Genomic DNA, 14,220 nt, shown 5'->3' on the forward strand with positions numbered 1-14,220 from the left:
CCCGGACGTATCATGCGCAGCCGCCTGTTACAAATTGCTTCATGCCTGCTGCTTAGCGCCGCCACCGCCAGTGCCGCGCAAGCCATCGAGCTTTCCCAGCAACGCCAATACTACGACGAAGCCAAGCGCGCGCTGGCCAAGGGCGACAAGGGCCCATACCTGCGCTATGCCCAGGCGCTGAGCGACTACCCGCTGACGCCGTACCTGGCCTACGACGAACTGACCGCGCGCCTGAAAAGCGCCAGCAACCAGGAGATCGAAGCGTTTCTGGCCAAGCACGGCGACCTGCCTCAGGCCAACTGGATGAAACTGCGCTGGTTGCGCTGGCTGGCCGAACGCGGCGAATGGGACACCTTCGCCAAGTACTACGATCCCAAGCTCAACTTCACCGAGCTCGACTGCCTCAACGGCCAGTACCAACTCAGCCACGGCCAGCGCGCCGAGGGCTTTGCCAGCGCCGAAAAACTGTGGAACGTCGGCAAGGCACAACCGGCCGCGTGCGATACCCTGTTCGGCATGTGGGCCGCCGAAGGGCAACTGACCGAAGCCAGACGCTGGAACCGCGCCAAGCTTGCCGCCCAGGCGCGCAACTATCCGCTGGCCAACAGCCTGGTGCAGGGCCTGACCACACTCGGCGCCCAGGGAAAGTTGCTCATCGACGTCGCGCAGAAGCCTGAGCTGCTCAATCAGCCGTCGCGTTTCACCCCGGTCAACGAGGCCATGTCCGATGTCGTCAGCCTGGGCCTGCGGCGTCTGGCCCGTCAGGACCCGGAGCGGGCCATGGCGCTGCTCGACGACTATGCCCAACGCATGCACTTCTCGCGCGACGAGAAAGTTGCCATTGCCCGCGAAATCGGCCTGACCCTGGCACGCCGCTACGACCCACGCGCGCTCGACCTGATGACGCGCTATGACCCGGAGCTGCGCGACAACACCGTCAGTGAGTGGCGCCTGCGCTTGCTGCTGCGCCTGGGCCGCTGGGAAGACGTCTACGAGCTGACCAAACGCCTGCCCCAGGACCTGGCCAGCAGCAACCGCTGGAAGTACTGGCAGGCCCGCAGCCTGGAGCTGGCGCAGCCGAACAACCCGCAGATTCCGCTGCTGTACAAGAACGTCGCTCGCGAGCGCGACTTCTACGGCTTCCTGGCGGCCGATCGGGCGAAAACCCCTTACCAACTGAACAACCGGCCGCTGGTCCTGAGCCCGCAATTGGTCAACAAGGTGCGCAACGCCCCTGGCATCCGCCGCGCGCTGGAGTTTCATGCACGTGGCCAGATCGTCGAAGGGCGCCGCGAGTGGTACCACGTAAGCCGTCACTTCAGCCGCGACGAAATGGTCGCGCAGGCGCGCCTGGCCTACGACATGCGCTGGTACTTCCCAGCCATCCGCACCATCAGCCAGGCGCAGTACTGGGATGATCTGGAAGTGCGCTTCCCGATGGCCTACCGCGACACCCTGGTGCGTGAGGCCAAGGTGCGGGGGCTGCATTCGAGCTGGGTGTTCGCCATTACGCGTCAGGAGAGTGCCTTCATGGAAGATGCCCGCTCCAGCGTCGGTGCCAGTGGCCTGATGCAGGTGATGCCGGCCACTGCCAAGGAAACTGCGCGCAAGTTCAGCATCCCCCTGGCCTCGCCCCAGCAGATGTTCAACCCGGACAAGAACATCCAGGTCGGCGCGGCCTACCTGAGCCAGGTGCACGGTCAGTTCAACGGCAACCGTGTTCTGGCTTCGGCAGCGTACAACGCAGGGCCGGGTCGGGTTCGCCAGTGGCTCAAGGGCGCCAAGCACCTGAGCTTCGACGTGTGGGTGGAGTCGATTCCGTTCGACGAGACCCGTCAGTACGTGCAGAACGTGCTGTCGTACTCGGTGATCTACGGGCAGAAGCTCAACGTGCCACAGCCGCTGGTGGACTGGCACGAGCGCTACTTCGACGACATGTAACCGCTGCAGGCCTGCACCGGCATTGCCCGTGCAGGCCTGCCCACGTCCTGGCTCACGCCAGGACTTCGACCTTCATACCGACTTCCAGCCACCCTTCGCCATCGACCGCCAGGTTCTGCCCAAACAGAATGTCGCCGTCCTTCTCCCGGTAGGTTTTCAAGGTGCTCAACGGCTCGCGGTCGGCGCTGCGCGCGCCGGTTGCAGGGTCCAGCGTGGTGAAGATGCAGCGCACGCTTGGCTTGAGCAGGCGGAATTCCAGGGTGCCGATGCGAATGCGCTTCCAGCCGTCCTCGGCAAATGGCGCAGCGCCCGCAACCACCAGGTTGGGCCGCAGGCGCAGTACTTCCATCGGTCGGCCAACCCGGCGGCTGAGGTCATCCACCGAGCCCTGTCCTACCAGCAGCAAGGGAAAGCCGTCCGGAAATGCCGCGCGATCACTGTTCAGGCCATAGCCGCTGGGCAGATACCGTGCACGCTGCTCGGGACAGTGCACCAGGCGCACCGCCTTGCCTAGCCACTGCGACAGCCAGGCAGCCACCTCGTCTCCGGCGTCCGGCACGCGCAAGGTGTCGCGCCACAACGTCACACCCCGCAGCGCAGTATCGGCATCGGGCACCGGCACGCTCAGCGGCGCCTGTCCCGGCACCTGCAGCAGCAGCCCTCCAGCGGCGCTGTTGCTGGCCTGCAACTGACTCAACTGCGGCCAGGCCCGTTGGGTGAGGAAACGTCCATTGTCCTGCTCGACCACCATCCAGCGCCGGTCACCCTGAAGGCCCAACAGGCCCACGCCGGATGCCTGCAAACGCTCGGCCTGCCCCGACTTCACCGGATACCGGTACAACTCACTGAGAACCATCCCTGCGCGCCTCGTGCCAACTCAAAGCACAAGCTTATACCTGGCCGCTGGCTGGATCACGCGTTGCTGGTGTCGAGCAACAGGCGTTGCTTGACCACTTCGACCAGACGGTCGGGCTGGAACTTGGAGAGGAAGTTGTCGCAGCCGACTTTTTTTACCATCGATTCGTTGAAGCTGCCCGACAGCGATGTGTGCAGGACCACGTAGAGCCCGCGCAGACGAGGGTCATTGCGGATTTCGGTGGTCAATCGGTAGCCGTCCATCTCAGGCATCTCGGCATCGGTGAACACCATCAGCAGCTTTTCGCAGACATCTTCACCGGCATCGGCCCAGCCCTTGAGCATGCGCAACGCCTTGAGGCCGTCGCTGGCCACATGCAGCTTGACGCCCAACTGCGAGAGGGTATCGCGCAGCTGCGCCAGGGCCACACTGGAGTCGTCCACCAGCAGCACTTCGCGCCCGCGAGCACGGGCCAGCACCGGGTCGGCGAGTTTCTCGCCCGATACCCGAGCGTTGTACGGCACGATCTCGGCCAGGACCTTTTCCACGTCGATGATCTCCACCAACTGCTCATCGACCTTGGTGATGGCGGTCAGGTAGTGCTGGCGACCCGCGCTGGTGGGCGGCGGCATGATCGCCTCCCAGTTCATGTTGACGATGCGATCCACGCCACCCACTAGAAACGCCTGCACCGAGCGGTTGTATTCGGTGACGATGATGGTGCTGTCCGGCCCCGGTTGCAGCGCGCGCATGCCAATGGCCTGGGACAGGTCGATCACCGGAAGGGTCTGACCCCGCAGGTTGACCACGCCACAGACGAACGCATGGCGTTGCGGCATCAGCGCCAGGCGCGGCAGCTGCAGTACCTCCTGCACCTTGAACACATTGATCGCGAACAACTGACGGCCGGCCAGTCGGAACATCAGGATTTCCAGGCGGTTCTCACCCACCAGCTGTGTGCGTTGGTCGACTGTGTCAAGAATGCCAGCCATTGGAAAACCCCCTGGGTTGGTAGTGAAAAAAAAGAACTGAACGGCCCTGTATCGGCCATTGGTCGGGCATCTTGACCCCGGGGTGAAAAACGCCCGAAGGGCAATTGATATCACAATAACATCATGCTTTACTGCCGCCAGGTCTATTTGTGATGGGCCAGCAATCGCCGAGCGGACTGCACTGCTCTCAGGGAAACCCCTAGAGGCAATCAGGTGCAACCTGATGTTCGCGATATCCTTTAGCCATTATTGTGACGCCATTCTCACTGCATGAATGGAGTCAGGCTTTTGCTAGCGATCGATAAGGCGTGGCCGTCAATCTCTCCCGCGCAACGCGCAGGAACGGCATGATGGACGGCACGGCGTCATACGACACGGTGCAGGGTTTCCTGCTGGATGCTCAGGTGTTGCTGACCCAGGCCCAGGAATGCCTGCAGCATCTGGAGTTGATCGCTAACGATGCAGATGCCTGTCAGTGCCTGAACCATGTACTGGCCACCCTGGCGCGCCGCGCCGACAGTTTGGGTTTGCCGGAAATCGCCCACTATGCCAGCGTGCTGCATCAGTTACTGGCACCAGCGTGCCAGCAACGACGGCTGAACAACGGCGCCTTGCCAATCCTCAATGCCTGCTTGATCCTGCTGGCGTGGCAACTGGAGCTGGTCGATAGACGCACTGGCCGCCTGGCTCTGGAAAACGGCGAGCAGAGCGCATTGCTCAGAGAGCTGGCAGAAGCCCTTGATCAGCCACTGCCGCAAACGTGTGCGTCTTGCACCGAGCAAGGTCGACTGTGTGCTCATTCAACGGGCGCAACCCATCCCGACCTGGTCACAGACGTTGCCAGCTGGCTTGGTAAAAACAATCGCTAACCCGGCGACGCTCGTACAACATGTAATCTGGTGTTAGTTGGTAAAGCCGCACTTGAGCGCGCTTCGTTTAATTAACATGCAGCAACATCTGGTGATATAGCCGGCGATATTTCGTTACATTGGGTCGTTGTCAACAAACCCATTCAGCGCCCCGCAAATACTGAGGTTTACACCTACCCTGTGCCGCGACCAACGCGTGGCAAAGTGTTAACATGCGCGCTAACTAAGCCAGCTCAGCACTCTAAATAACGCGCAGGGGCTGGTTTGCCAGCGTTGTGCATGGCCTCAATCAGCAAGACTTCAGTGGCTTTTCATTTTATGTTCCCACGCTTGAAGAAATCTCTGCGCCGCCGCCCGCGCGTTACCTTGCTGCGCTGGGCGACGGCGCTGCTGTGTGTGGCCTCGTTGCTGGCCAATCTGACCGTGGTGGTGCTTGAGCATACCCTGCCTGCCTGGCTGCTGGCGCTGCAGCTGCTCGCCACTCTGGGTGTTGGCGGGTACATGAGCCAGGGCGCCAGGTCCATCAGCCTGCGTCCGGCAGAGTTGGCTGGGCGGATGCTCAAGGTGCAGGAACAGGAGCGCCAGCACCTGAGCCGCGAATTGCACGACGACATCGGCCAGTTGCTGACCGCCGCCAAGCTGCAGCTGCAGTGGTTGCAACGGCGGGTCCCAGACGACCTGCAGGCGCACTGTGGGGGTGTCTGCCACACCCTTGAAGACACCCTGGGCAAAGTACGCAATGTCACTGCGCTGCTCAATCCCAGGCAGCTGGCCAGCTTGGGCCTGGAAGCCTGCCTGCGGGCTCACCTGGTACGTACCCTGCAAAGCACCGAGCTGCACTGGAGCCTTGAATGCCAACAGCGCCTGGGTGGCATCAACGAGGAGGTCGCCATGGCAGCGTTTCGTATCACGCAAGAGGCCGTCACCAATGTGCTGCGCCATGCCCAGGCGAGCAACCTCGTCATCCGCCTCGAACGTCGTGCGGACGGGCTGGGGCTGTCGATTCAGGACGACGGCCTAGGCTTCACGCCTGCCGCCAATCCGGCAGCGGTTGGCCAGCGCGGCATGGCCGGAATGCGCGAGCGGGCCACCGCGCACAATGGCGCCCTGGTCATTGACAGTCAGCCGGGCAGCGGCACGCGCATCGAGGTCGTGTTTCCCTGGCCGCCACGCACGCATGAACGCGCCAGGACGCCCGCTCGATCATGACCTGTAGATTGCTGCTGGTGGACGATCATTCGCTGATTCGGGCCGGCGTTCGAGCATTGGTCGGCGACATTCCCGGCTACACGGTGATCGGCGAGGCCGACGATGGCGACCAATTGTTGGAGAGGGTCGGGCAACTGGCACCGGACATCGTCCTGCTGGACATCTCGATGCGCTCGACCAGCGGCCTGGATGCCCTGACGCAACTGCGCGCCAACGGGCATACCTGCAATGTGCTGATCCTGTCGATGCACACCGATCCGGACCTGATCATGCGCGCCTTGGAAAGCGGCGCCCATGGCTACCTGCTCAAGGATGCCACGGCCACCGAGCTCGAGCAGGCGTTGACCGCCTTGCGAAATGGCGAGCGCTACCTCAGCCCGGCCATCGCCCACACCGTGATCAACCAGGCGCTGATGCGCAGCCATGGCGGCAAGCAAGCGACGGTCGACCGACATAATCTGACGGCCCGCCAGATCGAAATCCTGCGGCTGATCGTGCGCGGCAAATCCACGCGCGAGATCGCCGCAGGCTTGGGCCTGTCGATCAAGACCGTGGAAACCCATCGCTCGCAGGTCATGAAGCGCCTGCAGATCTACGACGTGGCGGGCCTGGTGTTGTTCGCCGTGCGCGAAAAGATCATCAGCCTGGATGACTGAGCAGCGGTGAGTCACTTGGCAGGTGCAGACGCAGCGCTGATGGCCGTGCCTCGAAGCGCAGGCTGTCAGCTTTCAACGGCTCGCCATCGAGGTTGATGTCCAGGCCCTGGGAGCATTTGATTTCCACCCACGGCAAGCGGGTGCGCACGAACAAGCCTTCACCGCCGAGCAGGTCACGCAGTGCACCGACCATCTCCACGGGTGCAGGCAAGATGGCGACATCGAGCAAGCCATCATCGACCCGCGCCTCCGGGCACAGGGCCTGACCGCCGCCGGCTTGGCGACCGTTACCGATGCCGAGCGCCAATAGGTCACCCTGCCAATCGAAACCCGGTCCGGACACTTGCACCGAGGCGGCCTGCAATTCACTGAAGCGTGAAAGTCCAGTGAACAGGTAGGCGGCAGCGCCGAGCATTTTTTTCAGATCTTCCGAGGTGCTGGCGGTGACCTGGCTGCCGAACCCGCCGGTGGCCATGTTGAGGAACAACTGATCGCCCACCTGGCCGAGGTCGACCGGCCGCGCGGGCAGCTCAAGCAGTGCCAAGGCTTCGGCTGGCTCCAGCGAAACGCCAGCGGCCTTGGCGAAATCATTGGCCGTACCCAGAGGTAACAGCGCAAGGCTGGCTTCGGTACGCGCCTTGCCCATGGCTTCGGCGACCTCGCGCAGGGTCCCGTCCCCGCCACCGGCGATGACCTGCCGGTAACCGTCTGCCAGGGCCTCGCTCACCAGACGCTGAGCATCGCCCCCTTCCCAGGTGACACGCACATCCAGTTGACAGCCGCGCCCGCGCATGGCCATCACGGCCTCGCGCACCGCCTCGTTCATGGCCTGCTTGCCATGCAGAATCAACATTGCCTTGCGCTCTGACATGACAATTTCTCCCTCACGATCATTCAGTCCTGATCTCGACCACGCAGAACGCCGGAATGCTGCACACGGCGCGCAAAACAGCCGATCGTGGCGCCATCGCGCTGGCCCCAATTATTCCTGTGGGATTTGCGCGCGTCCGCCTTGGCGCATGGCGCGCTATCGCGTCGTATCAACAAGGCGGTCGCGCGCGCCTGTCACAGACGTTACTGGCCCGGAACAAACGTAGGAGCGAGCAGAGCTCGCGATGCGCCGCGCGGGCGGCGCTCGATCTCAAGGGCAACAACACCCTCCCGCCCTGCCCATTGCAGCAAAAACCGGATCCCCACACCCTCGAGACGGGCATCAGCGTTGGGGAGATCGAGCGCCGCTCGCGCGGCGCATCGCGAGCTCTGCTCGCTCCTACGTTTGGGATTTTGCGCGCGTACGCCTCGGCGCATGGCGCGCTATCGCGTCGTATCAACAAGGCGGTCGCGCGCGCCTGTCACAGACGTTATTGGCCCGAAACAAACGTAGGAGCGAGCGCAGCTCGCGATGCGCCGCGCGGGCGGCGCTCGATCTCAAGGGCAACAACACCCTCCCGCCCTACCCATTGCAGCAAAAACCGGATCCCCACACCCTCTAGACGGGCATCAGCGTTGGGGAGATCGAGCGCCGCTCGCGCGGCGCATCGCGAGCTGCGCTCGCTCCTACGTTTGGGGATTTGCGCGCGTACGCCTTGGCGCACGGCGCGCTATCGCGTCGTATCAACAAGGCGATCGCGGCGCCTGTCACAGACGTTATTGGCCTGAAACAAACGGTAGGAGCGAGCAGAGCTCGCGATGCGCCGCGCGGGCGGCGCTCGATCTCAAGGGCAACAACACCCTCCCGCCCTGCCCATTGCAGCAAAAACCGGATTCCGACACCCTCCAGACGCACATCATCGATAGGGAGATCGAGCGCCGCTCGCGCGGCGCATCGCGAGCTCTGCTCGCTCCTACGTTTGGAGATTTGCGCGCGTACGCCTTGGCGCATGGCGCCCTATCGCGTCGTACCAACAAAGCGGTCGCGCGCAAATGCCACAGGAATAATTGGCCCGAAACAAACGTAGGAGCGAGCGCAGCTCGCGATGCGCCGCGCGGGCGGCGCTCGATCTCAAGGGCAACAACACCCTCCCGCCCTACCCATTGCAGCAAAAACCGGATTCCGACACCCCTCCAGACGCACATCATCGATAGGGAGATCGAGCGCCGCTCGCGCGGCGCATCGCGAGCTTTGCTCGCTCCTACGTTTGGGGTTTGCGCGCGTACGCCTTGGCGCATGGCGCGATATCGCGTCGTACCAACAAAGCGGTCGCGCGCGCCTGTCACAGACGTTACTGGCCCGAAACAAACGTAGGAGCGAGCGCAGCTCGCGATGCGCCGCGCGGGCGGCGCTCAATCTCAAGGGCAACAACACCCTCCCGCCCTACCCATTGCAGCAAAAACCGGATCCCCACACCCCCGAGACGCACATCAGCGTTGGAGATACCAAGCGCCGCTCGCGCGGCGCATCGCGAGCTGCGCTCGCTCCTACGCTTGTTTCGGGGTGGAGCAGAAAAAAACGCTGAATTCACAGAATTATCATTGAAAGCTTTGAGCAGCGAGCGCATCATCGACAAAATTTTGGCCATCATGGATTGAATTGCTGCAATACGTCGTTTTTTTGACTTATGCCGCCAAAACCGTGACGGGTCGCAACGTTTCCCTTCCCCGCGCTGTCACCAGCGCCTAGAGTCGAGGCTGTGAAATGAGCGTTCTGATCCCCTGCATCATCGCTGGTGGTGCTGGCACACGCCTGTGGCCAGTTTCCCGAGAGGCCATGCCCAAGCCGTTCATGCGCCTGCCCGACGGCCAGAGCCTGCTGCAGAAAACCTTCGCCCGCGCGGCGGCCCTGGACGGTGTCGAGCGCGTGCTGACGGTCACCAATCGCGAAGTGTTCTTCCGCACCCAGGACGAATTCCGCCAGGTCAATCCCGGCAATCTGGCCATCGACTACCTGCTCGAAACCAGTGGCCGCAACACTGCCCCAGCCATTGCCGCAGCGGCCCTGCACTGCGCCAAGCACTACGGCCCGGAGAGCGTGCTGCTGGTGCTGCCGGCCGATCACTTGATCCAGGATGCCGAGGCGTTCTCCACGGCTGTCGAGCACGCCCGGCAATTGGCCAACGACGGCTGGCTGGCGACCTTTGGTCTGCTGCCCAGCCGCGCCGAGACGGGTTTTGGCTACATCGAACAGGGTCAAGCGATCAACGCCCACGCGCATCAGGTCGCAAGCTTCGTGGAAAAACCCGATGCGCTGACCGCTCGTGAATACCTTGAAGGTGGCCGCCACCTGTGGAATGCCGGCATGTTCTGCCTGCGGGTTGGCACCGTACTGGCCGAACTGCAGGCCCATGCCCCGGAACTGCTGGCCTGCGTGACCTGCTGCCTGGAACAGAGCGCGAGCAAGGAAGGCGCCAAGGCCCTGCAAGTCGAACTGGACCCGGAGAGCTTCGCCTTGGCTGAAGACATCTCCATCGACTACGCCCTGATGGAGCGCTCGGAGAAGGTCGCCGTAGTGCCTTGCGAGCTGGGTTGGAGCGATATCGGCAGCTGGGAGGCAGTACGCGAACTGCGCCACACCGACGACGCTGGCAACCATTGCAACGGCGAAGCGGTGCTGCACGATGTGACCAACTGCTACATCGACTCGCCCAAGCGTCTGGTCGGCGCGGTTGGCCTGGACAACCTGATCGTCATCGACACCCCTGACGCCCTGCTGATCGCCGATGCCGCGCGCAGCCAGGAGGTCAAGGTGATTGCCCAGCAGCTCAAGCACCGTGGTCATGAAGCCTACCGCCTGCACCGCACCGTCACCCGGCCGTGGGGCATGTACACCGTGCTCGAGGAAGGCCCGCGCTTCAAGATCAAGCGCATCATGGTACGCCCGGGCGAATCGCTGTCGCTGCAGATGCATCACCACCGCAGCGAGCACTGGATCATCGTCAGCGGCATGGCGTGCGTGACCAACGGCGAAGAAGAATTTTTGCTCGACACCAACGAGTCGACCTTCATCAAGCCAGGCCGCACCCATCGCCTGACCAACCCCGGCGTCATCGACCTGGTGATGATCGAGGTGCAGAGCGGCGAATACCTGGGCGAAGACGATATCGTGCGCTTTACTGATATCTATGGACGCGTCCCGGCCCCCGCCATCGGCTAGCGGCCGGCGGACGCGTTTATTGTCCACGGCCTTTGACGAGGATTCCGGGTCATGCGCATCCTTTGGACTCTGCCCTACCTGCCCTGGCCCACCACCAGTGGCAGCAAGACCCGGCAATACCACCTGCTGCGCGCCATGGCGCAGCAGGGTCACCGCATCACCCTGCTGGTGCAGTCGAAAATCCCCTTGTGCGACGCTGCCCGCCAAGCCCTCGAGCCACTGCTCGAGCGGCTGATCGTGTTGCCCCGGCGCGCGCTGCACAGCCCGTTGAACCTGTTGGCCTCGCCGATCATCGACTACCCCATGCGTGCGATCATCAACGGGCTGGCGCCGGGGCTGAGACACCGCTTCGAGCAGCTGCTGGACGAACCCTGGGACGTGATCCAGATCGAGCACAGCTACAGTTTCCAGCCGTTCGAGAAAGCCCTGCAGGCGCGCCAGTTGCCCTACATGCTCAGCGAGCACAACCTGGAGTCGGTCAGCGGTGCAGTCTGTCATGACCGTCTGCCGCTGTGGCTGCGCCCGCTCAACGCCTTCGACCGTTGGCGCTATCGCCGCTGGGAGCAACGTGTGCTGCGCCAACCGACCGAAGTGGTGGCGGTCAGTCAGCACGATGCCGAGCTGATCAGCCAGATCAGCGGCCGGGCAGTCAACGTGGTGGTCCATGGCGTGGACTGCGACTTCTATCAGGATGTACAGCCAGCGCTGCACAGCCAACGCTTGTTGTTCGTGGGCAATTTCGAATATGCCGCCAATGCCGAGGCCATCGAGTGGGCCCTGGAGGAGATCCTGCCGCAGGTATGGCTAAGCAATCCTGCGGTGCGTCTGGCCATCGCCGGACACGCCTTGCCGAGCAGTTGGAAGCTGCGCTGGAATGACCCGCGGATCGAATGGGTCGGCTATCGTCCCGATCTGCGTGAGTTGCAGCGCCGGTGCGCGGTGTTCTTCGCGCCACTGCGCTATGCCGGCGGTTCGAAGGTGAAGATTCTCGAAGCCATGGCTGCCGGCCTGCCGGTCATCAGCACCGATAAAGGTGTCTCGGGCCTGGCCGCCAATCATGGCTTGAATTACCTGGGCAGCAACGACGGTGACCAACTGGCGTTGATCATTACCCAACTGCTCAACCAACCGTGGCGCATGAGCCAACTGAGCGAGGCCGGGCGGGCGCTGGCGCGCAGCCGGCACGACTGGCGCGTGGCGGCCCAGCAACTGGAGACGGTGCACATGCGCTTGACCCAAGCCGCCCCCGCGCACCTGCGGCAGGGGCCAGGGGCGTGGCTGGGGCGCTCAGCCGAGTAGTTCGCTCAACGGAATGAACCAGACCTTGTCGCCAATCTGCGGTGTGCTGCCTTCCAGCACCTCGACCAGGCCGTGCGCCCAGGCGGCGCTGCGCAGCACCCCCGAACTCTGGTTCTTGTAGATGTGCGCCTGGCCATTGTCGAGCCGCGCGCGCAGGTACTCGCGGCGGCTGCCGGCCTTGTTCCAGGCGAACCCCGCAGGCACTTCGAAGCGCAGTGGCGCTACCTCGGTCACGCCCTGGCGGCGCAGCAAGTAGGGCCGCGTCAGCAGGCCGAAGGTCACCAGCGTAGAGGCCGGGTTGCCGGGCAGGCCGATCACCGGCACACCCTGGTAATGGCCGAAGGTCAGCGGCTTGCCAGGCTTGATCGCCAGCTTCCACAACGCCAGCTCGCCCGCCTCCCGCAGGGCCGCGCCCAGGTAGTCGGCCTCGCCCACCGAGACCCCGCCAGTGGACAGGATCAGGTCGACATCGCCGAGGCCAGCCAGGCATTCACGGGTGCGCGGCAGATCGTCAGGGAGGATGCCCAAGTCGCGCACTTCGCAGCCCAGCCGCTGCAGCCAGCTCACCAGCAGACGCCGGTTGCTGTTGTAGATTTGCCCAGGCCCCAGCGCCAACCCCGGCTCGACCAGCTCGTCACCGGTCGACAGCACGGCGACCCGCACCCGCCGCACCACCGGCAGGTAGGCATGCCCAAGGGTCGCTGCCAGGCCCAGCTCGATTGGCCCCAGCCGCGTACCACGCAGCATCACCGTTTCGCCCTTGCGGGTTTCCTGACCTTGCGGACGCACATTCTGATCGACACGCAAGGGCTGCAGGAAACGCACGCGCCCATCGTCGAGCACTTCGGTGTTTTCCTGCATCTCGACGCAATCGGCACCGGCCGGCATTGGCGCGCCGGTGAAGATTCGTGCGCAGGTACCAGGCTGCAACGGCGCAGGTGCATGCCCGGCGAAGATCCGCTGGCTGACGATCAAGGGTTGCGCGTGCAGATCGGCCAGCCGCACGGCGTAGCCGTCCATGGCGCTGTTCGGCCAGGGCGGCAAGTCGAGGCTGGCGATCAGGTCGGTGGCCAGCACGCGGCCTTCGGCATCGCCCAGCGCGACCTGCTCAGTCTGCTCGATCGGCGCCGCCTCGGCCAAGGCCAGCAAGCGCTCCAGGGCCGCTTCGACCGGCAGCAGTGGCTGCGTCATAGACGCCTCAGCCACGGCTGTCGCAGGCCGCCACCTGCTTGAGGTGGGCCACGAAGTTGCACGGCCGATGGCGGGCATCGAGCTGCTCGGCCAGAATGCCGTCCCAACCGGTGCGCACCGCGTTGGTCGAACCTGGCAGGCAGCACACCAGGGTGCCGTTGGCCAGCCCCGCGAGCGCACGCGATTGCACGGTGGAGGTGCCGATATCGGCCACGGAGATCTGCCGGAACAGCTCGCCAAAACCCTCGACCTGTTTATCCAGCAGGCAGGCGACGGCCTCCGGCGTGCTGTCGCGGCCGGTAAACCCAGTGCCGCCGGTGATCAGCACCACCTGCACCGTGTCGTCGGCAATCCAGGCGGCGACCTGGGCGCGGATCTTGTAGAGATCGTCCTTGAGCAATTCACGGGCTGCCAGGGTGTGACCGGCAGCCGTCAGGCGGTCGACGAAGGTTTGCCCCGAGGTGTCGGTGTCGAACGTACGGGTGTCGCTGACCGTGAGCACGGCAATGTTCAGCGCCACGAAGGGAGTATCGGCCTTGGCTTTCATAGTGTCCGTCGCAGGTATACAGAATGGTCGCAGTTATATCACACCGACTGCGCAGGCCGTATTTGCACGACCTGGGTCAATAGGCTGCGATTGCCGCTATGCTGGAGTGTATGAGGAACTTGCGTGGACGCGCTGCGTCTTACAGTCACCTAGCACCATCGCACTGGAGAAACACGATGATTCAACGGACCCTTCCCGCCTTCCTGCTTGCCCTGGGCCTTGGCGCCCTCGCCGGCTGCGCTTCGCCGACCGTCATCACCCTGAACGACGGCCGCGAAATCCAGGCAGTGGATACCCCCTCATTTGACGAGGACTCCGGTTTCTATGAATTCGAACAGCTCGACGGCAAGCGTACGCGCTTGAACAAGGACCAGGTCCGTACCGTCAAGGAGCTCTGATCCGAGCTTGGCAAGTGCCCTCGAGCCGCTGCCCTGCGGCGGCTTGCACGGCAAAAAACCTTGCAGTAGGATTTTGCTCATCGGAGTGTAGCGCAGCCAGGTAGCGCGTCTCGTTCGGGACGAGAAGGCCGCAGGTTCGAATCCTGTCTCTCCGACCATCATGCATAACGCA

At 63.6% G+C, this 14,220-nt stretch carries 12 protein-coding genes and 1 tRNA gene; 8 read left to right on the plus strand and 5 right to left on the minus strand.

The window, feature by feature from the left end:
- The first annotated feature begins 12 nt into the window (after nt 1-12).
- A complete protein-coding gene (locus tag ACLEJW_RS14575; protein WP_145181668.1) occupies nt 13-1,941 on the plus strand; it encodes a transglycosylase SLT domain-containing protein in 1,929 nt (642 codons plus the stop codon).
- A 52-nt stretch (nt 1,942-1,993) separates the two neighbouring features.
- Here ACLEJW_RS14575 and ACLEJW_RS14580 read toward each other — a convergent pair whose 3' ends face one another.
- Both ACLEJW_RS14580 and ACLEJW_RS14585 read right to left on the minus strand, forming a co-directional pair.
- Nucleotides 1,994-2,797, minus strand: coding sequence for an MOSC domain-containing protein (locus tag ACLEJW_RS14580; RefSeq protein WP_440777799.1), 804 nt, complete (start codon nt 2,795-2,797; stop codon nt 1,994-1,996).
- 56 nt (nt 2,798-2,853) lie between these two features.
- Entirely contained in the window at nt 2,854-3,789 is a 936-nt protein-coding gene (locus ACLEJW_RS14585; protein WP_440777800.1) for a chemotaxis protein CheV, read from the minus strand.
- 350 nt (nt 3,790-4,139) lie between these two features.
- Between ACLEJW_RS14585 and ACLEJW_RS14590 the strand changes: the two genes are divergently transcribed.
- From ACLEJW_RS14590 to ACLEJW_RS14600, 3 genes are all read left to right on the plus strand, one after another.
- Nucleotides 4,140-4,658, plus strand: coding sequence for a histidine kinase (locus tag ACLEJW_RS14590; RefSeq protein ID WP_440777849.1), 519 nt, complete (start codon nt 4,140-4,142; stop codon nt 4,656-4,658).
- A gap of 318 nt (nt 4,659-4,976) precedes the next feature.
- A complete protein-coding gene (locus ACLEJW_RS14595) occupies nt 4,977-5,867 on the plus strand; it encodes a sensor histidine kinase (protein ID WP_313459582.1) in 891 nt (296 codons plus the stop codon).
- Nucleotides 5,864-6,523: a response regulator gene (locus tag ACLEJW_RS14600; protein WP_145181659.1), complete on the plus strand. Its 660-nt coding sequence runs from the start codon at nt 5,864-5,866 to the stop codon at nt 6,521-6,523. The genes ACLEJW_RS14595 and ACLEJW_RS14600 overlap by 4 nt, the downstream gene beginning before the upstream one ends.
- Here ACLEJW_RS14600 and yegS read toward each other — a convergent pair.
- Nucleotides 6,507-7,394, minus strand: coding sequence for a lipid kinase YegS (gene yegS, locus ACLEJW_RS14605; RefSeq protein WP_440777801.1), 888 nt, complete (start codon nt 7,392-7,394; stop codon nt 6,507-6,509). The two genes, ACLEJW_RS14600 and yegS, sit on opposite strands and share 17 nt — an antisense overlap.
- 1,764 nt (nt 7,395-9,158) lie before the next feature.
- On the opposite strand from yegS, the gene ACLEJW_RS14610 reads away from it, so the two are divergent.
- Both ACLEJW_RS14610 and ACLEJW_RS14615 read left to right on the plus strand, forming a co-directional pair.
- Nucleotides 9,159-10,613, plus strand: a complete 1,455-nt coding sequence (locus ACLEJW_RS14610; RefSeq protein WP_313301540.1) for a mannose-1-phosphate guanylyltransferase/mannose-6-phosphate isomerase — start codon at nt 9,159-9,161, stop codon at nt 10,611-10,613.
- Between the two features lie 51 nt (nt 10,614-10,664).
- Entirely contained in the window at nt 10,665-11,912 is a 1,248-nt protein-coding gene (locus ACLEJW_RS14615; protein ID WP_313301543.1) for a glycosyltransferase family 4 protein, read from the plus strand.
- On the opposite strand, the gene ACLEJW_RS14620 is transcribed toward ACLEJW_RS14615, so the two are convergent.
- Both ACLEJW_RS14620 and moaB read right to left on the minus strand, forming a co-directional pair.
- Nucleotides 11,901-13,103 (minus strand): molybdopterin molybdotransferase MoeA, encoded by a 1,203-nt coding sequence (locus ACLEJW_RS14620; RefSeq protein ID WP_440777802.1) that lies wholly within the window; start codon nt 13,101-13,103, stop codon nt 11,901-11,903. The genes ACLEJW_RS14615 and ACLEJW_RS14620 overlap by 12 nt on opposite strands.
- A gap of 7 nt (nt 13,104-13,110) precedes the next feature.
- Nucleotides 13,111-13,650: a molybdenum cofactor biosynthesis protein B gene (moaB, locus tag ACLEJW_RS14625; protein ID WP_145181646.1), complete on the minus strand. Its 540-nt coding sequence runs from the start codon at nt 13,648-13,650 to the stop codon at nt 13,111-13,113.
- A gap of 176 nt (nt 13,651-13,826) precedes the next feature.
- Between moaB and ACLEJW_RS14630 the strand changes: the two genes are divergently transcribed.
- A complete protein-coding gene (locus ACLEJW_RS14630; RefSeq protein ID WP_145181644.1) occupies nt 13,827-14,048 on the plus strand; it encodes a YgdI/YgdR family lipoprotein in 222 nt (73 codons plus the stop codon).
- 81 nt (nt 14,049-14,129) lie between these two features.
- A tRNA-Pro gene (locus ACLEJW_RS14635) sits at nt 14,130-14,206 on the plus strand.
- The last annotated feature ends 14 nt before the right edge of the window (nt 14,207-14,220 follow it).

The sequence above is a fragment of the Pseudomonas sp. SMSB3 genome (assembly GCF_052041965.1).
In the GTDB taxonomy this organism is placed as follows: domain Bacteria; phylum Pseudomonadota; class Gammaproteobacteria; order Pseudomonadales; family Pseudomonadaceae; genus Aquipseudomonas.

Bases quoted from the DNA above. Each gene is read 5' to 3' on its own strand.
- ACLEJW_RS14575 (WP_145181668.1), top strand. From the start codon at position 13: ATGCGCAGCCGCCTGTTACAAATTGCTTCATGCCTGCTGCTTAGCGCC.
- ACLEJW_RS14580 (WP_440777799.1), bottom strand. From the start codon at position 2,797: ATGGTTCTCAGTGAGTTGTACCGGTATCCGGTGAAGTCGGGGCAGGCC.
- ACLEJW_RS14585 (WP_440777800.1), bottom strand. From the start codon at position 3,789: ATGGCTGGCATTCTTGACACAGTCGACCAACGCACACAGCTGGTGGGT.
- ACLEJW_RS14590 (WP_440777849.1), top strand. From the start codon at position 4,140: ATGGACGGCACGGCGTCATACGACACGGTGCAGGGTTTCCTGCTGGAT.
- ACLEJW_RS14595 (WP_313459582.1), top strand. From the start codon at position 4,977: ATGTTCCCACGCTTGAAGAAATCTCTGCGCCGCCGCCCGCGCGTTACC.
- ACLEJW_RS14600 (WP_145181659.1), top strand. From the start codon at position 5,864: ATGACCTGTAGATTGCTGCTGGTGGACGATCATTCGCTGATTCGGGCC.
- yegS (WP_440777801.1), bottom strand. From the start codon at position 7,394: ATGTCAGAGCGCAAGGCAATGTTGATTCTGCATGGCAAGCAGGCCATG.
- ACLEJW_RS14610 (WP_313301540.1), top strand. From the start codon at position 9,159: ATGAGCGTTCTGATCCCCTGCATCATCGCTGGTGGTGCTGGCACACGC.
- ACLEJW_RS14615 (WP_313301543.1), top strand. From the start codon at position 10,665: ATGCGCATCCTTTGGACTCTGCCCTACCTGCCCTGGCCCACCACCAGT.
- ACLEJW_RS14620 (WP_440777802.1), bottom strand. From the start codon at position 13,103: ATGACGCAGCCACTGCTGCCGGTCGAAGCGGCCCTGGAGCGCTTGCTG.
- moaB (WP_145181646.1), bottom strand. From the start codon at position 13,650: ATGAAAGCCAAGGCCGATACTCCCTTCGTGGCGCTGAACATTGCCGTG.
- ACLEJW_RS14630 (WP_145181644.1), top strand. From the start codon at position 13,827: ATGATTCAACGGACCCTTCCCGCCTTCCTGCTTGCCCTGGGCCTTGGC.